The 25,245-nt window shown below is 71.1% G+C and carries 16 protein-coding genes; all 16 read right to left on the minus strand.

Translation table 11 applies throughout. The annotated features are described in order from the left end of the window. Positions 1 to 25: 25 nt before the first annotated feature. On the minus strand, positions 26 to 2,167 hold the full coding sequence (locus OHA19_RS05805) for a hypothetical protein (RefSeq protein WP_405749554.1): 2,142 nt from the start codon (positions 2,165 to 2,167) through the stop codon (positions 26 to 28). Further along, a complete protein-coding gene (locus tag OHA19_RS05810) occupies positions 2,167 to 5,961 on the minus strand; it encodes a putative baseplate assembly protein (RefSeq protein ID WP_405749556.1) in 3,795 nt (1,264 codons plus the stop codon). The genes OHA19_RS05805 and OHA19_RS05810 overlap by 1 nt, the downstream gene beginning before the upstream one ends. Then, positions 5,958 to 9,131, minus strand: coding sequence for a putative baseplate assembly protein (locus tag OHA19_RS05815; RefSeq protein ID WP_405719200.1), 3,174 nt, complete (start codon positions 9,129 to 9,131; stop codon positions 5,958 to 5,960). Before OHA19_RS05815 ends, OHA19_RS05810 begins: the two co-directional genes overlap by 4 nt. After that, entirely contained in the window at positions 9,128 to 9,514 is a 387-nt protein-coding gene (locus tag OHA19_RS05820; protein WP_405719197.1) for a GPW/gp25 family protein, read from the minus strand. The genes OHA19_RS05815 and OHA19_RS05820 overlap by 4 nt, the downstream gene beginning before the upstream one ends. A gap of 7 nt (positions 9,515 to 9,521) precedes the next feature. Continuing rightward, on the minus strand, positions 9,522 to 9,869 hold the full coding sequence (locus tag OHA19_RS05825; protein ID WP_405749558.1) for a hypothetical protein: 348 nt from the start codon (positions 9,867 to 9,869) through the stop codon (positions 9,522 to 9,524). Between the two features lie 21 nt (positions 9,870 to 9,890). Beyond that, positions 9,891 to 10,424 (minus strand): phage baseplate assembly protein V, encoded by a 534-nt coding sequence (locus OHA19_RS05830; RefSeq protein WP_405719191.1) that lies wholly within the window; start codon positions 10,422 to 10,424, stop codon positions 9,891 to 9,893. A 45-nt stretch (positions 10,425 to 10,469) separates the two neighbouring features. After that, on the minus strand, positions 10,470 to 11,609 hold the full coding sequence (locus OHA19_RS05835) for a hypothetical protein (RefSeq protein WP_405719188.1): 1,140 nt from the start codon (positions 11,607 to 11,609) through the stop codon (positions 10,470 to 10,472). Next, the gene (locus OHA19_RS05840) at positions 11,602 to 11,970 is read right to left on the minus strand and encodes a hypothetical protein (RefSeq protein ID WP_405719185.1); all 369 of its coding nucleotides are present in this window, start codon (positions 11,968 to 11,970) and stop codon (positions 11,602 to 11,604) included. The genes OHA19_RS05835 and OHA19_RS05840 overlap by 8 nt, the downstream gene beginning before the upstream one ends. Before the next feature lie 132 nt (positions 11,971 to 12,102). Continuing rightward, a complete protein-coding gene (locus OHA19_RS05845) occupies positions 12,103 to 12,777 on the minus strand; it encodes a hypothetical protein (RefSeq protein ID WP_405749560.1) in 675 nt (224 codons plus the stop codon). Further along, positions 12,774 to 13,454 (minus strand): hypothetical protein, encoded by a 681-nt coding sequence (locus tag OHA19_RS05850; protein ID WP_405749562.1) that lies wholly within the window; start codon positions 13,452 to 13,454, stop codon positions 12,774 to 12,776. The genes OHA19_RS05845 and OHA19_RS05850 overlap by 4 nt, the downstream gene beginning before the upstream one ends. Before the next feature lie 12 nt (positions 13,455 to 13,466). Beyond that, positions 13,467 to 20,030 carry a DUF4157 domain-containing protein gene (locus OHA19_RS05855; RefSeq protein ID WP_405749564.1) on the minus strand — a complete coding sequence of 2,188 codons (6,564 nt, stop codon included), beginning with the start codon at positions 20,028 to 20,030 and terminating at the stop codon, positions 13,467 to 13,469. Continuing rightward, positions 20,027 to 20,320, minus strand: coding sequence for a hypothetical protein (locus tag OHA19_RS05860; RefSeq protein WP_405749566.1), 294 nt, complete (start codon positions 20,318 to 20,320; stop codon positions 20,027 to 20,029). The genes OHA19_RS05855 and OHA19_RS05860 overlap by 4 nt, the downstream gene beginning before the upstream one ends. Then, positions 20,311 to 22,413 (minus strand): ATP-binding protein, encoded by a 2,103-nt coding sequence (locus OHA19_RS05865; RefSeq protein ID WP_405749568.1) that lies wholly within the window; start codon positions 22,411 to 22,413, stop codon positions 20,311 to 20,313. The genes OHA19_RS05860 and OHA19_RS05865 overlap by 10 nt, the downstream gene beginning before the upstream one ends. 105 nt (positions 22,414 to 22,518) lie before the next feature. Continuing rightward, positions 22,519 to 23,496: a Pvc16 family protein gene (locus OHA19_RS05870; protein ID WP_405749569.1), complete on the minus strand. Its 978-nt coding sequence runs from the start codon at positions 23,494 to 23,496 to the stop codon at positions 22,519 to 22,521. A 107-nt stretch (positions 23,497 to 23,603) separates the two neighbouring features. Next, positions 23,604 to 24,413, minus strand: coding sequence for a hypothetical protein (locus OHA19_RS05875; protein ID WP_405749571.1), 810 nt, complete (start codon positions 24,411 to 24,413; stop codon positions 23,604 to 23,606). After that, positions 24,406 to 25,161 (minus strand): hypothetical protein, encoded by a 756-nt coding sequence (locus OHA19_RS05880; protein ID WP_405719162.1) that lies wholly within the window; start codon positions 25,159 to 25,161, stop codon positions 24,406 to 24,408. The genes OHA19_RS05875 and OHA19_RS05880 overlap by 8 nt, the downstream gene beginning before the upstream one ends. Between the last annotated feature and the right edge of the window lie 84 nt (positions 25,162 to 25,245).

A 25,245-nucleotide genomic window follows, 5' to 3' on the forward strand; every position in this document is an offset into this window, starting at 1 on the left:
GGCAGGAACGGCTCGGCACGGGCCCTCAGGTCACGAAGAAGATCCCGGCGTCCGTCCCGGCGGGCACGTACTGCGTGAGGCGGGCCCGCAGGCTGTCCTCGCGCTGCGGCCGGTACAGGTCGTGGAAGGCGCCCATCTCGGCCCCGTCCTCGGCCCCGCGCCGGATCTCCTCGGCGCACCGGTCGGCCAGCTCCCCGTACCGGGGCGTCCCGTACCGCTCGGACGTGAGGAGCGGCCGCACCTTCGCGGCGTCGCCAGGACCCGCGAGGTCGGGCAGGCAACGGTAGCGGCGCGGGGTGCGTGATCCGGCGGGAACGTAGCTGAAGCGCAGGCACCCGATGCCGCGCCGGGCGACGTGCAGCCGGCCGGTGAAGACCGAGTTCTCGGCGATGCGCACCGCGTGCGTGTGCACCTCACCCATCACGGTGGAGCGGTGGATGTGCAGTACGGCGTGCGCGTGCCGGCAGTCCGGTGCGGACAGCGCCTCTCTGCCGGGTCCTGTGGCGTCGAGTATCGAGTCGCGCAGGTGGATGTCGAGGGGTTCCTCGGACACTTCGTCCCCGATGACCTCGATGGTGCCGAGGATGCTGTCCTCGATCTGCAGGCAGGCGGTCGTGCGTTCCAGGACGATGCTGGGCTCGTCGGGCGAGTGCGGATCGCACTCCGGCTCCAGGGACCAGCCGGGAACGAGCGTCGAGTGCCGTACGACGACCGCTCCCATCGGGCCCGTGACGTTGATGCCGCGCCCGGCGACCAGCAGCCCGTCGAGCACGATGCGCGGTCGCTCCCCGGGCGCGCAGTCCTCCGGCACCGCCCGGATGTTGAGGGCGTCGGGCCGGTTGCTGTACCAGTCGAGGAGCCGGATGACGGGCCGTGCGCCCTCCGCGGCACGGAGCTCGAAGCGGTCGCCCGGGCCGAGGTCGAAGTCCAGCTGTTCCTGGTAGGCGCCGCTGTGGGTGATCTCGACGATTCCGTCGGGCCCGCAGGTGCCCGCCCGGCGGTCGTGCTGCCAGGCCCGGTAGGCGTCCATGATCTGCCGGTACGTCTCGCCGGGGCCCACCCGGTACACGGTGGCGTCGGGCCGCTCGACGCGGTCGCGCGGGTACTCGCCGCCGCCCATGTCGGCGCCGAACGCGTAGTGGTGGTCGACCCACACGCCCTGCCGTGGCGCGGACCGCGCGCCGAACGCGATCCGGCCCAGCTCCGGGTCGACGGCGACCTGTCCGCGCCGCGGCCGGTAGCGCCATCGCGACAGATCGGCGACCACGATGTCGGACAGCGGCACGGGCTCGTCCTCGCCGTCACGCCGGATCACGAAGCTCTTGCCCGGCCCGTAGTAGTCGGCGAGCCGGTCGTGCAGTTGGCGGCGCCGGATGAACGCCGGAACGTTGTCGACCGTCGCGATGTGCGTGGCGGACGGCTCCGGCTCCGGCTTGGTGACCAGCGGGCTGTCGTTGCCGAGGATGGAGAAGGTGTACAGGTTGCGGGCCCGGTCGATGCAGTACGCGGGTGACGCGGTCAGCGGGTACGCCTTGAGACGCCACACGAACAGCGCCACCCCGGCCGGGCTCCAACCCCCTTGGCGGTAGCGGGAATCCGCGCGCCGCACGTCCACCGAGCGGGACACCGTCCCGAAGGGCCCGCCCGCCAGATCGAGCGCCGAGCCGTCGCGCAGGTCGGCGGTCCGTCCACGCCCGGAGCGGTGTCCGGCCCCGTCCGCGTACAGCTTGACCGGCTGCTGATGGGAGACGAGCCGCGACAGCTCCACCGCCCGTGCGGGCCAGTTCGCGACCTGCTCGGAGATCTCCTCCAGGAGGTGCAGGGTGCCCTTGCGGCGCCGGTCGGCGACGGTCGCGGCGACATCGCGGCGCGGCGCGATGGCCTGCTCCAGTCCGGCCGAGGCCGCCCCGCGCAGGCCGGGGGCGAGGACCCGCTCGTAGCCGGGCAGGGTCCGGTAGCCCACGAGGTCGCCGAGGTAGGGCAGCACCCAGGGCGCGGCCGTCTCCACGAACAGGTCCTCGTAGCCCTGCTCGACACCGTCGCGCACCCGGTCCAGCTGTTCGGCCATGACGGCGAGCAGCGCCCGCAACGGTTCGCCCTCCTCCGTGTCGCGCAGTCGGTGCCACAGGGGCAGTAGATCGGCGAGGCCGTCCGGCTCTCGGGACATCACTTGACCTCCGTGAGAACGATCGTGTCCGCGGCCTTCGGGGACAGCAGTGCGAGCTGCGCCGGGCGGATGCCGCGGAAGACGTACACCGGACGGCCCTCGGCCAGGCGCCGGGTGTCGGTGATGTCGGGGTTGAGACGCAGGAGTTCGGGCAGCGGCAGTCCGTAGCGGGCGCAGACGGCCGACAGGGTCTCGCCGTCCTTGTCGCGCACGGTGTGCACACGTTCGTCGTACGTCGCCGGGTGCGCCGGGACGACGGGACGCGGCGGACCGGGGTCGGTGACCAGGTCGGCCAGCTCGCCGGGCGTCGCCGAGGCGGGAACTCCGGTGAACACGTCGACGTCCATGTAGTCGACGCCCGGCACCGCGTGCGCCGTGGCGAGGACCTCGGACAGGGCGGCGGGCCGGGCCAGTTCCCGTCCCTCGAAGCCGAGGCGGCGCAGCAGCGCTTGGCGCAGTCGCGGCTCGACGGTCTCCCAGGCGTGATCGGGCGCCACCTTGACCTTGGCCGCGAGGAGCAGCACCACGAGTTCGCGTACGTCGACCCGCACAGCCAGGCGCGGGTCGCCGTACTCGGAGAGGGAGGCGCGGAGGGAGCGCAGCAGGTCGGATTCCCCATCGGGGCCGGCGATCGGCACATCGTCGGTGCCGGCGACCGTCACATGGAGCAACCGCCTTCTGCCGTCGAAGAGTTCACGGGCCGATGCCCGGCCGATCCCGGCGCGGGAGCGGGCGAAGTCCTCGTAGTCGGGGGCCGAGACGAGGCGGTCCAGGGCCGCGACCGACAGCGGAATGGTGCGGCGGGTGAGCGCGGGCGTGTCCGCGTCGGCGCCTCCGGTGGCGGGCCGCGGGTTGGTGACCGCGGTGACACCGAGGGGGCGGGTGACGGCCTGGGTGATGCGGTCCGCGGCCACATTGGCGGCCTTGCCGGTACCGAAGCGGTAGCGGGCGCGGATGTTCTCGTGGCCGCTGGGCAGCCTGGCGCCGTGCACACCGTCGCCGAAGGTCACGGTGGTGCGGCCGTCGGCGGCGGAGCCGGTGATGTAGACGCGGTCGCGGGGGCCGCGCCCGGCGAGGCTGTCGACGGCGTGCCAGAGCAGTCCGTCGACGCGTATCTCCAGGGCGGGTGTCGCGCCCAGAGGGGTGTTGGCGGCCATCCAGGTGAGCGGGGACTGCCAGAGCGCGAAGGTCTGGTTGACCCGCTCGGAGTTGCCGCTGCCGATGGGTTCGTCACGGCTCTCGCCGTGCGTCGCCTCCACCACATTGCCGAGGATCCGAACCGTCTCGCGGCGGTAGCGGTGGGCGAGGTCGGCGGTGAGCGTCAGCCTGGTGTGGGCGGGCCCGTCCGGGGCCGTCGGGTCGGTGACCCGCTCGGTCTCGGCGATCACCACGACCTCGGTGGCCTCGACGCCGGTCGTGCCGGGGATGTCGCTGCGTTCCCCGCTGACGACGAGCGTCCGGCCGCGCTGCAGGTCCTGATGCAGGTCGGCCAGCTCGATCTCGTTGCCGTGCACGTCCTCGCCGAGCGGCTCGTCCGCCATCCGCAGCGGCTCCCCGGCCGCGTACACCGTGGTCTCCCTGATGTGCGAGAGCAGCACGTCCTTGTCGTCCAGCCATGGGTCGCTGAGGACGAGTTCGGTGCCCCGGCCGGTGATGCCGTAGTTGGTGTACGCGGTGGTGCGCACGGCCTCGACCTTGGTGGAGACGAACGCCAGCTTCGGGTCGCCGGGGACGCCGCCCTCCTTGCCCTTGCCGGGGCGCAGGACCACGGCCCAGCTGCCGACGGTGATGGCGTCCTGCACGCTGTCCAGCTGCAGGATGCTGCGGTCGACCGGCTCGGACTGGCCGGCGATGACGATTTCGACGCCCGGCTGGGTTCCGGCCACCGTGTACTTGAGCGTCACCTCGTATCCGTCGCGCGTGACCTGCTGGGGCACGCCGGGCCGCAGGGTCACGGGCTCGGACGAGCCGTTGCTGACGACGACGTGGATGCTGTTCTCGTTGTCGGGCCGGGACACGAACAGGCCGAGTTCGGGCAGCCCCGCGTGCAGCTGGGCGGTGACGCCGGGCTCCTGGGAGTCGGTGGGGCGCCGGGCCAGCCAGCTCAGTTCGCGGTCCGGGGCGGTGCGGGTCGACAGGTCCACCGTGCCGGGGCCGAGCGGGAACGCCGGGATGTTCGGCCGGCCGAGCAGGCTCTCCGACCGCTGGTCGGAGGCGCTGCCCTCGATGTACTGGAACTCGGCCTTCTCCGGGACTTTGCCCGAGGTGTCGAAGACGACGCGCATGCTGGTCAGCACGGCGCCGGTGAGCGGCCAGTCGGCGGTGCGGACGACCCGGCCGCGGTCGTCCTGGACCGGCTTGAGCGGGGCCGTCGCGCCGAACGGGGCCGTCCGTACCCGCATGGCGAGGAGCTCGCGCAGCAGCTTGGGCGCGCTCGGCGCCTTGGCCTTGAGCAGGGCCGGGTAGAGGGTGCGGCCGAGGCCCGGGTGGAGGGCCGCGAGGAGGCGGGCCGTGTCGCCACCCGGGGTCGGGGCGGCGGGAGTGCGGCGGCCCCGGCCGGCGGCCCGGCCGGCGGTGAGTGCGGGCACGAGGGCGGCCAGGGCGTCGAAGGCGGCGGCCCGGGGCTGCTGCCGCTGCGCCGTGTACTTCAGTGCCGCGGCCCGCTCGTCCTCGTCCACCGGGCGGCCGGGCGCCAGGTCCAGGGCACGTTCGGCCAGCTCGGCGAGGATGGCCTCCAGCTGCTCGAACCAGGCCGCCACATCCTCGTACGCCTCGGCGAGGACCTGCGCCTCGCCGAGGCGCTCCACCGGCTCGGCGAGCCGGGCGGCGAGCTTCCCCGGCGTCCTGATGCCCGGCAGGTCGGCCCGCAGGGGCCCCAGCACCTGCTGGTGGAACTCCTCGATGAACAGGCTGACCGGCCGCGGGTTGGGCACTTCCGGCGTGGGCGGTTCCTCCCCCGGCTCACCCGGTTCCTCCGGTTCGGCGACCCAGCGCCCCACCTCGTCGACGAGTTCCTTCAGGGTCGGCGGCGCCGAGACGGGCAGGCCGATGCCGGTGATGCCGTCGTCCCGGTCGACGCGGACACGCGCGATGGGTGCGAGGCGCCGGTCGCCTCCCGCCTTCTCGTCGAAGACGAACAGCAGCTGGTCCCCCGTGTGCAGGAAGTTGTCGGCGCCCTCGACGAACAGCTCGGAGCGACGCTCCACGTCGTCCGGGGTGATGAGCGTGGCCCGTCGGCGGCGCACCTCGAGCTCGTTCCAGTCCCAGCGGGCCGTCAGGTCCCGGCCCGTCTCGAAGGTCTGGGACTCCTCGTCGGCGGCTGCGGGCACGGAGTGGCTGCGCGCGCCGCGCGGGACGGTCACGGCCAGCGCCTCTGCGCGCGGGTCGCGGTCGAGGCGGTACGCGAGGTGGGTGGAGGCGGCGACGCCGGGGCGCGGCCGGTGACCGACCAGCCGGCCCAGCAGCGCCAGCGAGCGGTGCTCGTTGGCGGTACGCACGTACGCCTCGTCGGCGATCCGCTCGGAGTGGAAAGTGAGCAGGTCCCCGAGGACCGCGGTGGCGTCGAGCAGGCCGAGCGCCGGGTCGTCGGGGGTACGGACGGTGAGCCGGTCCAGTGCCGGGTAGGCGGGTGAGGCGAGCCGGTCGTGCAGGGCGGCCAGGAAGGAGCCGTAGTCGCCGACGCGGTAGTCGAGCGCGGTACGGCCCGGCGGGTTGTGCGGTGCGGACGGCGCCCGGCGCTCGTCGTGACCGCCGCCGCACGCGCCGCCGCAGGCGCACTCGTCGAAGTCACTCATCGGGCACCTCCCAGGGTGATCTCCAGGCGGCCGTTCTCGGGCCGGTCCGGATCGTTGTCGCAGGTGGCGATGGAGAGCGGGTCGATCCGCAGCACACCGTCCTCCCTCTCTCCGCGGTCCTCGTGGAACAGGCGTCGCAGCCGGGTGACCTGGACGCCGTGCACGCCCTGCACCGCGGCCGCTGCCGCGACCAGCCTGCTGAGGCGCACCGGTTCACCGAAGGTCAGGGCGTCCGGGTGGAAGAAGCCGAGCCGCCCGCCGGGCAGCCGGCCGCGTCCGAGTACCCGGTACAGCTCGGCGAGGATCTGCCCGTGCTGGTGCCCCGGCTCCACGGACACGCACAGCTCGATGTCCACCGGCACCGGGCGGGCGGGGCTCACGACCAGGTCGTGGCCGATGCGCCGGTACGCCTCCAGCGCGTGCCCGACCGAGTCGAGCAGGGCGGGCGAGGGCTCCCCCGTGCCGTGGGCGTCGATGGCGATGTGCGCCTCCTGGACGCTGCCGGTCCAGCGGATCTCGGCTGCGGCCCGCTGCACTCCGGGCAGGGCCGAGGCGAGCGCCGCGTAGTCCTCGGCGGTGACGGCTCGCAGACGGGTGCGGCGCAGGTCGAGGGGGGCCAACTGGCGTACCTGCTCCAGTGGTTCGGGCTCGGTGCCACCGACGGCCGGCAGCGGGTTGCGCACGCCGGCGACCGGCACCGGGCTGTCGTCCTCGGCCTCCCCGCAGAGCACCAGGTGGTTGATGGCCTCCGCCCCCACGTTGCCCGCGGTGCCGCCGCCGAGCCGGTAGCGGATCTCCAGGCGGGCGCCCGGGGCGGGCCTGGCACCGTTCAGGCCGTCGCCGAAGCGCAGGGCGAGGCGGCCGTCGTCGTCGAGCTCGCCGACGAAGTGCCGGTCTCGTGACCCGCTTTCGAGCAGGTCACGGCGCGGCTCCCAGACGTGCTCGCCGTCGTGGACACGTACGGCGGGCAGGGCGTGGCGCGGGTCCTGGGCGACGGCATCGGCGGCCGGGCCGCGCAGGACTGGCTCGTCGGGGTGGAGTCCGGCCGCGTACGCCGGGCCCCAGGTGTGGGCGATCTCCCAGGCGATGTGTCCGTCGAGGACCGTGCCGGCGCGGGCGCGGGCGGTGAGGACCTCGATGCGGCTCAGCTTGTCCGCGAGCAACTGGTCGCTGCGATACAGGAGTTCACGCAGGGCGCGGACCGGGTGGGCGTGGAGTTCGAGGTGCTCCAGGATCTTCAGGCCGTAGAGGACGGTGAGTTCGGCGATCTCCGGCTCGCCGAGCCCGTCGCGGTCGCGGGCGCTGCGCCACAGCTCGGCCAGGCGCTGCCTGATCCGCCCGGGGATCGCGGCGAGCCGGTCGGCCTGGCCCTTGCTGACATGGGCCGGGTCCGGGAAGGCGACGGCCTGGGTGATGGGCGAGCGGCCGGGCTTGGGGTGGAAGCGGGGCCTGATGCCCGGGTACACGGACTGGGCGAGGAGGGACCGGAGAGCGGCGGCCTGGGCGTAGGAGGTGCCGGGCACCACACGCTCGCGACCGTGTTTCCCGGCGAGTTCGAGGCCGAGCCCGGCACGGCCGGTCTCCGCCTCGCCGACGACGTCGAACAGCTCACGGATGTCGTCCGCGCTCAGTGGTGTACCGCATTCGGCTTTGTCGGCAAGGAAGTTGATGAGCCGGGCCGGTGCGTTGCCCTCGTCCCGGTCGGCGCAGCCGAAGGCCGGCGTGCCGCAGGTGCCGACCACGGCCGGTTCGTGCGGCACGGTCACCGTCTCGGACAGGCCGTCGCCGCACCAGGTCAGGGAGCGGCCGTGGTCGACGAGCACGACATTCCCGCGCGCCAGGCCGACGTCCTCGACGGGAGCGCAGTCGCGGCCTGCGAGCGTGGCCAGGCGGAGCGGGAAGCGCAGGGCGTCCTCGGCGGCCCAGGTGACGTCGAGGACGGGCTGGTCCTCGACGCTGTCGACTCCGGGGGTGACGGAGGTGAGGCGGACGGCCTGACGGTGGGTGGGGTCGGCGTCGCCGGGGGTGCCGGTGCGCGGCCCCTTCACCTCTTCGAGGATCAGTACGTCGCCGGGGCGGAGGTCGAGCCGGCGGTCCTGCCAGAGCTCCGGATCGCGCCATTCGTCGCGCAGAGTGGCGGCGGTGGCGCCCTTGGGCAGGACGGTCGCCTCGCCGCCCCAGGTCCACAGGCGGATCGCGTTGTGGGCGTCGAGCAGTCGCAGCGGCTCGTCCGCGGCGACCGGTTCGAACACCTCGACCGAGCCGCGTTCGTCCAGGTCGGCGAGGTCCACGTCGTCGATGACGGTGCCGGGTGCGGGGGTATCGTGCGGGTCGAGGGCGCGGATGTCCACGGAGGCGAAGCGGAAGGTCCCCGGCAGCAGGGTGTGTTCGCCGGCCGTCTCGACGGCGACGTACGCCCGCGCGCACACGCCGTCGTGCATCGCGTAGTCGATGAGCCGTACGTGACGGCGTACGGAGATCCGGCGGCGGGCGGTGTCCAGATAGGCCTCGGTGGCGACCGCGTCCTGCTGATAACTGATCCGGTCGCCGGTGTACGCGAGCAGTTCGACGAGGGTCGTGCCGAGGTCGGCGGGGCTCTGCTCGGCCCAGTCGGGAGTGGTGAGCGCGAGCCGGTCGAGCAGCAGCTTGCGGATCGTCTCGTAGTCGCGGGCCGTGTAGTCGATGACCGGCACTGTGTCGATGACCGGCGCCACGGGGGTGACCGGTGCCACGGGAAAGCTCTCCTCGTGGTGGAGCGATTCCTTGCAGTCGAACGGTGTGGGGCAGTCGGGACGGAAGGCGAACGCGGCGCTGTGATAGCGCTGGTCGAAGCCACGGAAGGGCACCTCGCCGGGCCGCCCGTACGGATCGGTCTCCACGAGGCAGAGCCGGTAGCGGGAGGTGTCGCCCGCCTTGTCGAGGGTGACGTACAGGCGGTCGTCGAGCTCCGGGTCCTCCTCGCGCTCGACGCTCACGTCTTCGGCATGGATGCCGGTGATGCGGCGGCCACCGTCGATGCGTACGTTCTCCGGGCACAGTCCGTGCGGGGCCTTGCCGAGGAAGGTGACGGTCAGGGTGAGCCCGTCGTCGCTCACCTCGACGGAGTCGACTCCGTTGAGCTGTGCGGCTCTCACCTTGGCCCGCCTGGTGCTGGTCGTGGTGCTGCTCACGCCCGGACCCTCCCTTCGAAGACGTCATCACGGCGGGTACCGGTGACGCGTACGGCGTAGGCGAGGTGGACGCGTACGACGTTCTCGTCGCTCTCCATGTCCAGGGCCTCGACCTCGATACGGTCGCCGAGCCAGCGCTGCAGAGCGGCCTGCACGGACAGCTCCAGGGTGCTGGTCAGCTCGGGACTGTTGGGCGAGAACACCAGGTCGCGCAGTCCGCAGCCGAAGTCGGGGCGCATCACGCGCTCACCGGGGCTGGTGAACAGCAGTTGCTCGATCAGGTCCCGTACATGCTCGTCGTGATCCGCGTGCGCGGTGCGCCCCCGCCGGTCGACCCGGAACGGGAAGGCGATGTCGCTGCGGACCCTGCCGCGTCGGCTCATGGGACGGTCACCTCTCGCTGCGTGCCTGGACGAAGGGCGGCCCCTGGGCGACGGACGCCGCGGAGAAGCACTGGGCCGCGGAGGTGTCGAGCAGCACGGGCGCGCCGTCGACGGTGATGCCGGTGTCGTCCGCGGCGAAGCGGACGGTCACACAGGGTGAGGGCACACCGTCGGCGGTGTGCGGGCAGCCTGCGACCACATGGGCGTGCGCGCCGGTGAGGACCGGCACTCCGTTGAGGAGCACCGGCCCGTTCGACGGCGTGGCGGTCGTGGCGCGGCCGCCGTGCGGGCAGCTGATCACGGCGTCCTCGCCGAGCAGACTGCCGGATGTGTATCCCCCGGATATCCCGGTCAACTTGATTCGTCCCCCGTCTTGTTACTGCTTGGCGGCCACGATCAGGCCCTTGCCGATGATCACTCGCTTGCCTTCCAGGACGATCTCCGCGCCCTCGCCCGTCGCGATGGTGATCCTTTCCCTGGTGATGTGGATGTACGAGCCGCCGTCGGCCTGCAGCTTGATCCCCCGCTCGTCACCCGGCGCGTCGGACATCACGATCTTGTGCGCCCCGGGTGTCTGCACCACGACCGGCTTGAAATCGGACGGCGTCTCCACCAACTTCTTTGCGTCTGGAGGCAGTTCCTTCTCGTCGCCGTACCAGCAGCCCGTCCAGATCGGGAAGCTCGGGTCGCCCTGCTCGAACTCCACCCACACGCCCGTGCCCCTCGACGGCACCACGAACTGGCCGGCCTCGGGCCCGGTGAACGGAAGGCAGGGCAGCGCCCAGGTCGACGGCTCGTCACCGAGCACGTCCGGGACCTCGACGGTGACCCTGCCCAGGTGCAGCGGGTCGTTGTTGTCCATGACCCGGCCGCGGAACTTGCCGAGGAAGCGATTGCTGGGTGCCGCCATGCTGAGCTGCTCCTGGTGTGTGCGGTGTTGCTCGCTTGGGGTGGGTCAGGGCCGGACGGTGTCGTTCTGCGCCTCCAGGCCCTCCCTGGAGAGCGTGAAGTTCTGTTGGAAGGAGCCCGGCCGCAGATTGTGCGTGACGGACTTGACGTAGTAGTCGCCGTCGTACGCGCGCCCCGAGCCGCGCACACCCACCAGTTGGCGGGGCTGCAGCAGATACCCGTGCCGGTTCACGTCGAGCGACCCGGAGCCGCTGATGACGTCGGCCGATGTGGCGGCCTGCGCGAGGAGCTGGGCCTCGGCCTGCGCGCGCAGCTGCTTGGCGGTGCCGGACAGCGTCTTGCGCTTGAGCGCAGGGGTGGGCCGCCTGCCGAGCGGGGGCCGCAGCGGGCTGATCGGCGGCTGCGGAAGCAGAGCGGAGAACCGGGTCGCCGGGTCCTGCACACGGGCCTGCGGCTCCTGGCGTGCGGTGCCGTCGTACGCGAATGTCAGCTGGTCGACGGTCGAGTTGGCGTCCATGTTGACGTTGAGGGCGTGCTGACGGATGCCGAGGCGGACCTCCGGACCCCAACGGGCGGACGACTGACCGATGGTGGGGCCCGGCTCCAGGTAGAAGGTGTAGCCGTTGGCCCGGGCGAGCTCATTGACGTACTGCAGGTCGGTGCCGGTCTGGTAGTGCACCCGCAGGTTCTGCTGGGGCGGCTGCGGTATCTGCTCGCGGTAGACGTCCGGGCGGATCCCGTACTCGGAGTACCGGCGCAGGATGGCGAGGACGCGCTCGGACGGCGGGAGGTTCGGGTACCGGTCGGTCCGCTCCTCCAGATCCATGAGGAGGGTGAGGTCCTCTCCGGTGATGGTGAGCGTGGAATGCCCCGGCTGATTGCTGGCCCCGACCTCCTGGCGCACGATCAGCCCGTCGAGCAGCACCTCGGGGGTGCCCTTGATGCTGACCGTGACGATGATGCGTGTCTTCGGGTCGAAGAACCCCTCGGGAAGGAGATTTCGGCTGATCAGCCCGTTCTTCGTGAGATCGAAGGCGAGCTGGAATCCGCTCCGCTCCCCCGCCGTCGCGGTGATCTGCGCGGACAGCAGCGCCTCGGCGACCTCCTGCGGAACCGGCTTGGTCAGCTGCGTCCCCATGTGCAGGGTGATGTGGACGGGGCCTTTCCCCACGGGCTGCTCAGACACGCCGGTTCCCCTGCGGGAAGCCGCCGGCCGGCGGGATGTCGATGGTGCTGCCGGCCTCGTCGGTCAGCTCATCGGGATCCAGTACGGGGTTGGCGTCGGCGATCTGCCACCACTGGCCCGGATCCCCGAAGTAGCGCTGCCCGAGCAGATCGGGGCGCTCCCCGGCACTGACGGTGTGCGGCTGGGTGTCACCCCCGTCCGGAAGCGGAGGCAGTAACCGTCGCTTGGCGTATCGCACTTCGGTGCCGTCCGCCTGCCGGTGAATCCCGATCTCGGCGTCGTGGTAGCGACTCGACCTCGGATACGGGTGCGCGCCCGGTATCGCGTCCATCGCGCTCTCGTACGGCTCCATGTCAGCCATGCCGGTGGCTCAGCCCTTCCTGCTCGGTGTTCCCGTGCTGCACCTGCTGGGTGTCCCTGTGCCGCACCGGCCGGGGGTTCCCGTGCTGTACCGGCCGGGGGTTCCCGCACGTCATTCGCTCGGCACGCCGCTTCATCCGCCGAGCACCCCGTTGAGGCCGAGGGCGCCCAGGCTGCCGCGGCGTACGGCGCTCGCGAGGCGCTCCTTCTGCGCGAGGTGCGCCATGTAGAGGTCGGCGCCCAGGTGCCCGGCCGGCAGGTCGCTGACGCTGAGCACCTTCAGACCGATGCTGAGCGAGGCCCGGATGGGATTCAGGTTCACGTCGAAGGCGGACTCGTTGATGGAGAGCTCGGTGAGCCTGACGGGCATGACTCTCTTGCTCCCCCAGGTGAACAGGGTCAGCGGCATCTCGATCGGGCTGATCTCGATCGTCCCGTTCTTGGCCAGCCGACTCGCCTCACGCAATTGCGCCGTGGTGGGCTGCACCAGCATTTCCAGGGTGGCGAGTTGGGGGTGGATACCGTCGGGTGCGGCGACCTCCAGCTGATCGGTCGCATCGATCTCGGCGGTGAACTTCCATTGCTCCTGGGCCGGCCCCTTGAGCCGCAGAGCCTCGTTGCGGTCCCCGTTTCCACTGCCCCCGCCACCGGAGTCGCCGCCGGACCCTGCGGTCTGGGGCGAGAGGCTGCGCTCCAGAGTGTCCGGGTTGAACTGGAGGACGATGATGCGCTGGGGGGTGCCGCGGTCGGGGTCGATCAGGACTATGCCGGAGCGGATGGGCTTGGGGATGTCGGTGTAGCGGGTCACAGGCGGGCCTCCAGACGCTCCTGCAGAGAGGTGTAGTCGTGTTCTGGAAAGAGCTCCGGGAACACCGCGAGCATGCCCTTCAGTTCATTGATGTAGGACCTGAAATCTGCTTGCTTCAATGAAATGTCGGCGAACAGGAAGTGCCAACCAAGGGCACCTTTGGTGATGGCGAGGGTGCGCAAGTAAGCGCAGTAGTCCAGGTCGATCAGGAGCGGGCCGCACTCCGTTGCGTGATACCAGATCTCGGGCGATCGTGTATCGCTGTCGAGGCGCAGGGCGACGTAAGGGTCCGTGCCTCCCTGAGGGAAGTCGTCAAAGAGGAGGAACTGATCTGAAAGTTCCCTTTCAGAGTCGGACATGATCCATTCCGCCGAAGGTGGAATCGTCGGCAGGCAGGTGCAAGGCGGGCGCAGGTTGAATTCGCCGGACACGGACCCTTCGGAATGATCGATCCACCAGTGATAGGAAATGTGCCCGTAGGCTACGGAGCACTGAGTCACCGATTGCGGAAGGTTCGTTCCAAATTCTTCGCGGATATCATTTTCCACTTGGGCAGGACTCAGATCCGACGGTGCCTCATCTTCGAGTTCACCGGCACTGATCTGGATCGCAGGAACCGCTTGAAGTTCGCGCACCGCCTTGCGCAAGGCAAGCTCGCAGTCGTTATGTGTGGTCATCTCCGCACCCCTCTATTCCAGCGGCTCGTAGTCGATGCGATCGTCGTCGGCGAATTTGCGAAGTCCTTCCTCGACATTGTCCAGCCGCCTGTCGTATTCTGGGCCGTTCGAGGAGAATTCAGCGCGCAACTCATTCATCAGCTCGTCGACGGTCTGCACTCTTCTGGTCTTGGCCAGTTCGAGTATTCTGTCGATTATGTTCCGAAGCCTGGAGTCCTTGTGGGAAAATTTACTGGCGAGCTCTCTAGCGAGAAGGGTTCCCGACTCGTACCGGTCATTGATCCTGATCTTCCAGGCTGTTCCCGGGTCGCGGGGCATCCCGACGGGCTCCTGGTACATCTGACTGGAGTCCTCGCCCCTTTCCTCCCATTTACGTCCGGCTAGCTTATAGGTGTTCCATGTTCCCTTGATATGGGATGGGAAGTCCTTCCACGGATCCGGGTGGTTGTATGTGACCTCGGCCTTGTACCAGGCCATGTATTTCCCGGTCCGCTTCATGACATCGCGTTTCTCCTCTGCTGCCTCCAAGGCGGGCTTTTCGACGTACTGGTCGAACCTGCTGTTCGTGCGCGAGGGGGCCGGCGTGAGGTTGATGGCCTGGACGCCACCACCCATCGAGTCAGGGATCAGGTGCATTCGTACGATCTGGTCCGGCCAATAGCGCATCGCCTTGTGCCAGCCGGACGGGTTTGATCCCAACTTATTGATCTTGGACGCCGGTATGCCTGGGCGAACGGGATCGTGGAGAAAGTGAACCTTGGCTTCACCGGGTGCACGTGAGTAGTCGTACACGGCTTTCGGGAATTTGGGCTCACCTTGCGCGTCCAAATAGACGACTGATCCCTCGCGTACCGCATCGATCGGGTTCGAGGTGGGGTTGAGTTGTGCGATCACATCCAGTTCTGGGTCGCCGACGGCCAGCAGGCTCCGGAGCCGATACCTGTTTTTGAGCATGGTGAGGCTCGCATCGAAGACGGACTCCTCCATCCCTTCCTTCAGCCTTGGGAGAAGGTATGCGCGAATGCGTGTCGTGATGAGGGCGAGACGATCTTCCAGTGCGTCCGGTGATTCCTCTTCTTCCTTCCTCTCGTTCTTCTTGTCCTGCTTGGACTTGGGCCGGCCCGGACCGCTCTTGTCGCGCTTGGGCTTGTTCTTGCCAGGGCCCTTCTTGTCCGGCTTCGGCTTCCGTCCGCCCGGCCCGTCCTTGTCCGGCTTGGGCTTTCCTGGGCCGTCCTTGTCCGGCTTCGGCTTGCTAGGCCCGTCCTTGTCCGGCTTGCCCTTTCCGGGCTTGGTGCCGGGGCCGTCCTTGTCGCCCTTGGGACCGGGCTTGCCCGGCGCGTCCTTGCCGTCACCCTTCGGCTTGTTGGCGTTCGGATCCTTGGGCTTGTCCGAACCGTCCTTGTCGTCCTTGGGCTTGCCCGGTGCATCGTCCTTGGACTTGCCCCGTGCGTCGTCCTTCGGCTTCGGCTTGGCCTTCGTGTCCACGTCAGGCTTCGGCTTCGCCGGAGGTTCCGGCTTGGGCTTCGGCTTCGGCGCCGGTGTCGGGCTCGTGTCCTGCTTGCCGGGGGCGCCCTTGTCGTCGCCCTTCCCCGTGGGCTTCCAGCCGTCAGTGCCCATGCCCTTGCCGGGCCCTTGCGTCGTCGCGGGCTTGTCCGCGCCCGGCTTCGTGCCCGGAGTGGCGCCCGGCTTCGTGCCCGGCTTGGGCGTGGAAGCCGTCGGGGCCGCCGTCGTCTTCGGCGGAGCCGCCTTGCCATCGCCCTTGTCGTCGGACCCGCCCGCCGGGGCCTTCCCGTCGCCCTTGCCCCCCTTGCCGAGCTTCGCCGCCACGCCCTTCAGCCGCTTGCCCACCTTGGCGACGTACTTGCCGATCCCGCTCATCAGCGCCTCGTACGCCAACTCCAGGAGCGCGACGACCCCCGCCGCCACCGCCTTCGCGAAGAGGATCCCCGCGCCGCCCATGCGGACGACCTTCAGCCATGAGATGACCGCGCCGATCGCCCGCAGGATCTCGCTCAGCGCGCCGATCGCCGTGCGGATCGCGTCGATGACCGCCATGGCCCAGCCCGCGCCGGGGATCAGCTTCGCGATGACCTTCGTGATGATGATCTCGCCGATGATCACCGGGAGCATGGGGACGACGGCGTCCCACGTCTCCTTGACGATCTTCTCCAGGGTGAAGCCGCCCTTGATGAGCCGCTCGATGATCGCCTTCGGGACGCCGATGATCTCCTCGATCTTCGACTGGAACCACTGCTTCACGGCCGATACGACCTCGCGGAAGAGGTGGTTCTTCGCGCCGTCCACCGCGGAGTTCTTCGCCCCGCTCAGCCAGCCGCCAGGGTCGGACAGGAAATCGACCGCGATGAGCATGAAGTCGCCCAGCGCACTGAGGAGTTTGGAGGCGTAGTCGAGGACCGTTTTGACCGCGTCGACGACTGCCTTGATGACGTCCATGAGCATCTTCTTCAGGATGTTCAGGATGTCGCTGAGCAGCTTGGCGATGGCATTCAGGAGGTCGGCGACGACCTTCTTGAGCATCGCGGCGAGACGGTTGACCAGAGCGATCGCCGCCGCGATGAGGGAAGTGATGAGCTTCCGGATGCGGTTGGCCAGCTCGATGACGGCCCGCACCATCGCCTTGGCGAACTCGATCAGGTCATTGATCAGTTCCTTGATCGTGTCGACGATGAACTTGCGCGCCTCGTTGATCCAGCGCTCGACCGTCTCCTTGAAGTGCTTGATGAAGCCCACGACCGCGTCCCGTGCCGCCTTGATGACACGGACGATCGCGTTCTTGATCTCGATGACCTTCTCTTTGAGCCAATTGAAGGCCTTGCTGACCCAGTTGCCCGAGTCCTTGACGCTGTCGTCGCGCTGCTTCTCGGCGTCCTTCTCCGCCTTGGTGTTCTCATCCCTTATCTTCTTGTCGCCGTCGTCCTTCTCCTTGGTGACGTCCTTGTCTGTCTTTTCTTCCCTGTCCTTGACATCCTTGCGGACCTTCTCGTGCCGGTCCGTCTTCTTCGTGCCGAGCTTCTTGAGCTCGCCGTCCTGCTCGGTACGCCAGTCGGTACGCTGCGCGGTGACCTCGGTCATCGCCTTGCCGCGCTGGTTCGCCTGGCTTTTGGTGTTGGTCGCGATCTCGGCGTCGACCTTCGCCTTGTGCTTGGTCTGCGACTCGCGGAAGTCCTTGTCCTTGGTCTGCCGGCTGTCGGACATGCCCTTCTGGCCCTGACTGAAGGCCTGTTGGAACTGCGGGCCACGGTCGTGCTCGGCGACTTCCGACGCCGCCTCGGGAGGTACGGCCCCGGTGGACGCGCCGGCCTCGGGGACTCCGCCCCTGCCGCCGTCGGCGCCAGGCACCTTCCCCTTCATCTGCTCCTTGGGAGCGTTGGGGTAGACCTGGTTCTCGCCCATGGGGCGGCCCGCGTCGTCGCGGCCCGTCGCGACGGTCTCCTGGCCCTTGGTGTCGACACTGGAGCCCTGCTCGCCGGCCGTCTGCTCGGCGGCGCCCTGCATCTGCACGCCCGGCGCGTTGCCCGCCTGGGCCTTCTTCAGCGCCTCGTCCTTGGTGGGCAGCCCGGCGAACTTCGCGGCCAGCTCCTGCGCGTCGACCTTGAAGCCGACCCAGCTCAACACCTTCCCGATACCGAAGCCCAGGGCCATCTTGAAGGTGTCCCAGCCGCCGGGCTCCTCCGCCTTCTCGGCCTCGATCTGCCCCTCGGGCTCCTTGGCGCCCTCGACCTCGGCCTTCTCACCCTCGGGGGCCTCGGACTTCTGCGCCGGGTCCTGCGAGTACGTCGCGGGGGCGTCGCTCTTGGGCTTGCCCTCCAGGGTCTGCGGCGCACCCGCCGGGCGCTGCATCTGGGGCGGGGCGGCCGCGAGGGCCTTGTGCTCGTCGCCGACTGTGCGGTCCGCCGCGCCGCCGACGCCCGACATTGCCTGAAGTGCCTTGTGGGGCTTGAGCTTTGAGGCGGTGGACAGGCCCGCTTCGGGGGACACGGTGGTGAGGTTCGGGGCAGCAGCGGAGTCCTTCTTGCCCCTGCCGGGGGCCGCCTTGGCGGCGCTGCCGCCACCCCCGCCGCCGCGCGTCGTCGTCGTGACCGAGCCCTGTTTCCGGCCCGCCGCCTTGGGTGCCGGAGCGGTCTCGGGGGCGGGCGCGGCCTCCGGGGTCGGGGCCTCGGGGGCGGGCGCGGCCTCCGGGGTCGGGGCCTCGGGAGCCTTCGCGGGTTCTGGAGCGGCGGGCGCGGGTGCCTTCGGCGCAGGCACCTCCGGCTGCGGACCGCTCCCGGCACCGGGTCCGCCGGCGGAGGGTGCCTTCGACTCGGGCGCCGGCTCGCTCTTGCCCGAAGCCCCGGTACCGGTCCCGGTCGCCGTCCCGCTTCCGGGCCCAGATCCGGAGGCCGACGTCGCCCCCGAAGGTGAACCCGACGGCTTGGCCCCGGGCTCCGACGCCGCCGACTTGCTGCCACTCGCCTGCTGGGACCCCTTCTCCGGCGCACCGCCCGCCTGGTCCCCGGAAACAGGTGTGCCCTTCTCCTCCTTGGCCGCGCCTTCCCTGACCGCGCCCCCCGGCTCGTCCTTGCCCGGTGCCTCCTGCACGGTCGTCTGCGCGGCGACCGGACCGGCCTTCGGGTCGTCGCCGCTCTTCGGGTCCTTCGGCGCCGCGCCCGCGCCCACCGGAGCGGCCTCGGCCCGCTCCACATCGATACCGCTCAACTGCCCATCGGCAGACCTCGCTTCGTCCGCCTCGCCGGAAGGCTCCGGCTCTCCCGCAGCCCCGTCCTCCTCGGGCTCCGGCAGATCCGCGTCCGCTGCGTCCTCGGCGTCCTCGGCGTCTTCGGCGTCGCGCTCGGCCTGGACCTTGTCGGCCTTGGTCGGCTGTGGCGCCGGGAACGACGGCAGCGCGGCCTCGGCGGCCCCGGGTTCCGACTTGTCCGCGGTCGGTACGCCGGACACATCCAGGTCGGAGGCCGGGAGGAAGTCCTCCGGCTGGAGCTTGGTGTCCCAAGCGCTCGGCTCGGCACCCCCGGCCTCGACCTCCGACTCGCTGCCCGCCCCGAACGGGTCGTCCTCGGCGCTCTCCTCGGGTCCGTCGACGTCCTGATTGCGTACGCCGTCCAGCCTGCTGACCGCGCCGGACGGCAGGGTGTCCTTGCCGGACTCCTTGGGCGAGCCGCCTGGCTTGTCCTTCCCGGCCTTGTCCTGCGGCTTGAGCTGTGTCCCCGCCGTCAGCGCGTCGCCCGCGCCGGGACGGTTCCTGGCCGCGGACTCCTCCTTGCTCACGGCCGGGGCGCCCTGCTGGTCCTGGCCTTCCTTGCCGTCGGCGCCGCCCGCTTCCTTCTTGTCACCGCTCTGCCGGCCGCTCTCGGACTTCCCGCCGTCCGAAGCGACACCGTCACCCGAGGACGACTCCTGGCGAGGGGCGGCAGCCGACGCCGTCGGCTGCTGCTCCCCGGCCCCGGCACCCGAACCCCTCTTCTCCTGCTGCGAGTCGGCACCCGGCTTCGGACGGGGCTTCGGACGGGGCTCCGGCTTCCTGCCGGGCGGTCCGGCGGCCCCGTCCACCGACTGCCCGTCCTCCGGCTGCTGCCCGGCGTCCGCACGCTCCCAGCCGTTCGCCGGTGTACTCCCGGGCGCACCCTCCGGCTGGGCCTGCTCCTTCTCCGGCCCCGGCGCAGCCTCGGGCAGCGACTCCCGCTCCCCCTCCTCCTCCGCCGTCCGCCGCGCCGTCTCCCGCTCCAGGAACAGGTCCGCCGCCGCGTCGCTCTCCACGCCCGGAACGTCGAGGGAGCTCTGCTCCAGCTCGTCGGCGTACTCGATGTCATCGACCAGATCGAGCACCCGATCGTGCTCCGAGCTGAGCAGGCGGTTCTCCAGACCGACGAGTACCCCGTCCAGCAACTCGCCGGGCAGGCCGGCGAGTTGCATCCGGGTCCGCTTCGACAGGTCCTCCGGGTCGCCGCGCAGCGAGCGCACCACCGAGTTGGTCAGGCGGTCCACCAGGGTCGCCGGGTCGATCTGCTCGATACGGTTCCGGTCGGCGTCGACGGTCGCGTACCGCATCCAGCCGGGGGTGGCCTGCCCCTCCTCGATCTCCGGGGCCTGTTCATCGGAGCGTACGAGCTGCTGCGCCCCCGCCTCCGCCTCCCGCTCGGCGGCCTGTTGCGGCAGGCTTACCGTGCCGAGGTCGCGCCCGGCCCGCAGCGCGCCGAGGCCCTCCGGGTTCTGTACGGTGTGCAGCAGCTCGTGGGCGAGCAGGCGTTGGCCGTCGGACGTGCCGGGCCGGAACGCGCCCTCACGGAAGAAGATGTCCTGGCCCACTGCGACCGCGTCCGCGCCGAGCAGGTCGGTGAGGACGCCCGCGTCCCGGTCGGTGTGCAGGCGTACGCGACTGAAGTCGTGTCCGAGCTGCTCCTCCAACTCCCGGCGCACTCCGACGTCGAGGGGCTGTCCGGCACCGCTGACGATGTCCTTCGGCTCGGGAACACGGTTCTTGGCGGCACGTTCCCTGCGCTTCCTTCGGCGCTGTTCGGCGGACTGATCCGCGCGCGAGTCCTGCGTCGGGGTGGCGCTCACCGGGTCACCTCCCCACGTCCGGAGAGGCCCGCGTGCACCGCGCGGGCCAGCTCCTGGCCCAGGCGCCGCGCGGACAGGCCGGAGGGCAGTGGCGGCAGGCCGGACAGGCTCTCCACCGCGACGGCACCGTCCGCGGCCAGGGGCACGCCGTGCTCGCGTACGAGACGGGACAGCTCACGCTCGAAGGACGCCGAGACCCGGTCGGGGTCGACGCGGAAGCCGTCGAGGACGAGTTCACCGACATCGATGCGAATCTCCCGAGGGTCCCTGGGGTCGCGCTTCACACCCATCCGCGAACCTCCGTCGGCGTCAAGGAGCGTTCCAGCTTGAGGTATTCGGTGCGGGCCGCCGCGAGCATGTGCCGCATCTGCAACCGGTCGCCCTCCTCGGCGGCGAGGAAGGCGCCGGACAGGGCGATGTTGCGGATCGACCCGCCCGCGACCGTGAGCTGGGCGAGCAGACCGGGTTCGATGCCCTTCACCGGGGTCTGCGGCGGCAGGACGCGACGCCAGATCTCGGCGCGTTCGTGCTCGGCCGGGAACGGGAAGTCGACGACGAAGCGGATGCGGCGCATGAAGGCCGTGTCGAGGGCCTTCTTCATGTTGGTGGTGAGGATGGCGAGGCCCCGGTAGGCCTCCATGCGCATCAGCAGATAGCTGACCTCGAGGTTTGCGTACCGGTCGTGACTGTCCTTGACCTCGCTGCGCTTGCCGAACAGGGCGTCGGCCTCGTCGAACAGGAGCAGTGCGCCGCCGCGTTCGGCGGCGTCGAAGACCTTGCGGAGGTTCTTCTCGGTCTCGCCGATGTACTTGCTGACCACTTGCGAGAGATCGATGACGAAGAGATCCAGGCCCAGCTCCCTGGCCATGACTTCCGCGGCCAGGGTCTTGCCGGTGCCGGAGCCGCCCGCGAAGAGGGCGGTGACACCGAGGCCCCGGCGCAGGGTCCCCGCGAATCCCCACTCCTGGTGGACCTTCGCCCGCTGCCGCACATGCGCGACGATCTCGCGCAGCACAGCGGTCTGCCGCTCGTGCAGTACCAGGTCGTCCCAGCCCGCCTCGGGCTCGATGCGCCGCCCCAGCTCGTCCATGCCGACGCGGGCCTCGTCCAGGCCGGCCCGCCAGGCGAGCTGCGCCCCGTCGAGGACGTCCTCGACGGGCAGATCGCGCCGGACGGCGGCAGCTGCGGAACGCACGACGTGCGGGGGCAGCTGGAACTGCGCCACCAGGGACCGCAGCTGCCGCTCCTCGATGTCGACGACGCCGTCGAACTCCCTGCCCCATACGCCGAGTTGTTCCTCGTCGTCCAGGCGCGGAACGCTCACCCGTTCGCCGCGCGCCCGCTCCGACGCCCGTGGGACCTCGCTGGAGACGACTACGGGCACGGCGGCACCGGCCAGGAATGCCTCGGTTGCCGCCCGCTGGTCCCGGTCGAGCTCGCCCACCTCGACGAGCAGCGCGGCCGGCAGCAGGATCGCCTCGCGCTGCCAGAGCCGGGCGAGGCCGTCGCGGGCGGCGGGGTCGGTCGGGATGTCCTCGGCGTTCATCGCGTAGATCCCGAGCCCGGCGCGGGCGGCCGCGGCTGCGGCGATGTCTGCGCGGCTGCGCAGGTCGCCGCCGACCAGCTCGACGAGGAGCGGCGCGTCCGGGCGCCTGCCCACCGTCCAGCCCGCGGTGACCCGGTCCGCCGCCAGGTCGTACGGGGGCGGCAGGCCGTCGGCGACCGGGGTGCGGCGCAACTGGCCGTGCAGCCGGGCGTCCAGGTAGGGCGAGCCGAGCAGGAAGTGCAGGATGCGCTCGTCGAGCCGGAGCCGGGACATGGTCAGCCGCGACTCGTCGTCGAGCTCCACCAGGCGCCAGCGGCGCAGTGGGGCGACCGGGGTGAGCGCGCTCCAGTGCGGCTCGGCCAGCGCGGCCAGGGCGAGCGAGAAGGTGGGGTGGGCCCGCTCCGGATCGCCGCAGGCGGCGGCGCAGCGTGCGGCCGTGGTGGGGTCCAGCTCGTAGGCGGCGGTGAGCAGAACGAGGTCGCGCTCGAAGGGGGTGAGTCCGAAGCAGGAGGTCAGGGCCGTGAGCGGGGCGGCGGTCGCGGGGGCTGTCTCCGGTACGTGGGTGGGGTGGGCGTCCGCCGCGGGTGCGGCGGGCTCGCCCGTCGGAGACTCCGAGGCCACCGGGGCGGCGCCCGCCACGGCAGCGGCATCGGCGTCCTGCCGGGATGCCGGGCCGCCGTCCGTCGTGGCAGCGTCACCTCGGGAGGCCGTGCTGCCCTCCGTCGTGGCAGCGCCACCCCTGGAAGCCGTGCCGCCACCCTTCCTCGCGGCAGTGTCACCCCGCCGCCGCCCGGCGCCACCCGCCCGTGCCGCATGCGCGTCCACGAGGGCCAGCACCCGCCGGATCTCCTCCGCCAGCGACCGGGCCCCACCCCGGCCACCGGCTGCACCCGGCCCGCTCGCCGCCATGTCGTCATCTGCCCCCGTCGGCCGCACGCCGCCTCAGCTCTCCGCGCCTTCGGCGCCCGTGTCCTCGGCCTGCGGGGCGGCGGTCTCCGTGTTCCTGGCGGCGCCGCGTGACGTGGCCTTGCGCGTCCGGGCCGGGGTCCTGGTGCCGGCCGCCTTGGCCGGTGCCTTCGCGGAAGGCTTGGCCACTGTCTTGGCCACCGTCCTGACCGGCGCCTTCGCGGGCGCACCGCCCTGCGTGGGCGCAGCGGCCTCGGCCGAAGCCGGGCCCGTCCCAGGACCGCGGCCCGAACCCGTGGACGTGCCGGCACCGGAACCCCTGGCGGAGCCGGGACCCGCGCCGGGATCCGTGGCCGCCTCGGCACCGTCCCCACCCACCGGCACCGGCCGCTGCGGCGCCCCCGGCGCCCCGAACGGCAGCACCCGCACCGTGTGCCGGTCCACCGGTTCGGCCGGGACCGGCTGTTCGCGGCCCTCGATGAACACGAGCGCCGCCTGGTACACGACGGACAGCGAGTACGGCGTCTGGTGCAGCATCCCCCACAGCTTCGACGTCTCGTCGATGTCCATCACGGTCGGTGTGAACCGCACCCTCTGGACGGCATCGGCGAGATCGCTTCCCGCCAAGTAGGGTTTCTCACCGGCCAGTTCGATCATGTCCTTGGGCAGGACGGGCATTTCGTGCAGCGTGCGCACCACGGAGCCGATGAGCCGCTGTCCGACGAGCGTGGCCTCGTCGCCGTACGCGCTGATCACGAAGTGCAGATCGAGGGCCGCGGCCGGGCGCTTGAGGAGCCTGCCGTCGGACGTCCTGCTCGCCAGGTCGTTGTTGCGCTGCGAGGTGTCGGGCGTGACCTGGAAGAGGAACACGGTGATGGTGGGGTCCGTCGGCGGATCGGCCGGCGGTTTGCGCGGCTCGACGTTGACGGCGATGTCGATCTCGGGCTGCAGATTGTCCTCGATCAGCAGGGCGAGGGCCTGGGTGACGTGGGCGAGTGCGAGTGCGTTGCTCATGGCGTCAGTTCCTCAGTCTCTCGGTGCCCCGATGGCTCGGCGCCTCGTCGATGCGTCCCCTGCCGACACGACACCGGCGCCGCCGCTGCGTCCCCCGCGTGTGTTCCTCACTCGCGCCCCCGCGCCAAGTAGTCCTGCAGGCTCACCGTCGCGCCCTGTCTGACGGGGGCGGACCGCCCGGCACGCCCCGTGTCGGGCGACGACGCACCGGCCGCGGTGACCTCGAGGCGCCCGATCTGCACATGCACCACCTGCTCGCCACCGCGCGCCCCGCGCCGCCCTTGCGACTGCCGTACCGCGTCCCGTGCCGCCGCCGTGTCCACGGCACTGGGCCGAAGGGGCGCGGGCACGGCGACAGCCGCGGCGTCCGCCCCTGCAAGGACGGGCGCGGAGACCGCGCTCCGGGGCGGCATCCCCGAGGTGCGCTCCCGTGCCGCGGCGCGGCGCGAGGTGTCGGGAAGAGCGCGCGGTACCGGCGCGGCGGCGGGCCTCAGCAGAGGAACCTCGGGCGGAGCCGGGGTCGGTGTGCTCGGGGTGGGCTGCGGCGGTGCGGGGTGCGTTTCGGTGCGGACGACGGTGTGGTCGCGCTCCGAGTGGAACCGGACCTCACGCGTCCCCGGCTCCAACTCCCCTCGTTCGACGGCTGGTCGGGAGTAGGTCGGCCACAGGGGTTCGGCGCTGTCCGGGTCCGGGAGCCCCGTCCCGCGCACAGCCTCGACCCGCTCGAAGGGCCCGGCGAGCCTCGGCCGCACCCGGGTCACACCGGCGTGCGGTGCAGGCCCCCCGGCGTGCCGGGCGAGCAGCCGGTCGAAGTGGTCCGGAGCGCTCACGTCCGGAGCGCTCACGTCCGGTGCGCCCGTGTCCGGTGCGCCCGTGTCCGGGGACTCGGCGCCCGGTACGCCCTTGGGCTCAGGCATCCGCACACAGCTCCAGGTAGTAGCGGCGGCGCATCGGGCTGAGCGCCAGGATCTCCGGCTCGCTCCAGCCGTAGGCGGTCGCGAGCAGATGGACGTCGAGCAGGATGTCGCGCGCCCAGGCGTCCAGCTCCGTCCACAGGTAGGAAGCGATGTCCAGTTCGGCGCGGGTGGCCGCGGAACACTCGGGACAGCTGATGTTGAGCGTCACATCGGCGGCCGGGTCGACGGCCCCGGCGGCATCCGCGATCTTGCGTTGCAGGGATGCGGGCAGGGCGTCGGCGGAGATGGCGTCCCCTTCGTGCACCGCCGAGACGACGCAGCGGGCGAGCAGCGCCCGCCTCGCTCCGTCGTCCGGGAGTGCCGCGTCCGGGTGCCGGGCGGCCGCCGTCAGGTCGGCGATGGTCGGCACCCGGAACACGACGTCCCAGCCGGCCTCTGCGATGTGCACCACCGACTGATCCGGCGGCTGCATGGAGCGTGCGAACTCCCCTGCGTCCAGGTCGAATTCCATGTCCGCCCCGCAGGCCGTGCAGTCGAGCCTGACCTGCATGCGCTCGCCGAACAGCGCCCGCCGCAGGGCGAGGAGGTCGGCTTCGCGGGCACCGACGGGCAGCGCCAGCAGGACCTCGCTGTCGCTGCCGAGCTCGGGACGGGCGGCGAGGTGCAGGAGCAGCGCACGTCCGTGGCCGTCGCGTCCGAGCCCCGCCTCCCATGTCGCCAGGAGGTCGCCGGCCTGAGTGACCGTCACACCCGCCCCCCTTCCGTGCTCTTGCCGCCGCCCGCGCGGTGGAATCCGTCCGTTGTGGTGCGCCGCGGTCAGCACTGCGGCCCT

Origin of the sequence: Streptomyces sp. NBC_00012 (genome assembly GCF_045040875.1) — a bacterium.
GTDB lineage: Bacteria > Actinomycetota > Actinomycetes > Streptomycetales > Streptomycetaceae > Streptomyces.

Coding starts and splice junctions, on each gene's coding strand:
- OHA19_RS05805 (WP_405749554.1), bottom strand. CDS start 2,167: ATGTCCCGAGAGCCGGACGGCCTCGCCGATCTACTGCCCCTGTGGCAC.
- OHA19_RS05810 (WP_405749556.1), bottom strand. CDS start 5,961: ATGAGTGACTTCGACGAGTGCGCCTGCGGCGGCGCGTGCGGCGGCGGT.
- OHA19_RS05820 (WP_405719197.1), bottom strand. CDS start 9,514: ATGAGCCGACGCGGCAGGGTCCGCAGCGACATCGCCTTCCCGTTCCGG.
- OHA19_RS05830 (WP_405719191.1), bottom strand. CDS start 10,424: ATGGCGGCACCCAGCAATCGCTTCCTCGGCAAGTTCCGCGGCCGGGTC.
- OHA19_RS05840 (WP_405719185.1), bottom strand. CDS start 11,970: ATGGCTGACATGGAGCCGTACGAGAGCGCGATGGACGCGATACCGGGC.
- OHA19_RS05850 (WP_405749562.1), bottom strand. CDS start 13,454: ATGACCACACATAACGACTGCGAGCTTGCCTTGCGCAAGGCGGTGCGC.
- OHA19_RS05860 (WP_405749566.1), bottom strand. CDS start 20,320: ATGGGTGTGAAGCGCGACCCCAGGGACCCTCGGGAGATTCGCATCGAT.
- OHA19_RS05870 (WP_405749569.1), bottom strand. CDS start 23,496: ATGAGCAACGCACTCGCACTCGCCCACGTCACCCAGGCCCTCGCCCTG.
- OHA19_RS05875 (WP_405749571.1), bottom strand. CDS start 24,413: ATGCCTGAGCCCAAGGGCGTACCGGGCGCCGAGTCCCCGGACACGGGC.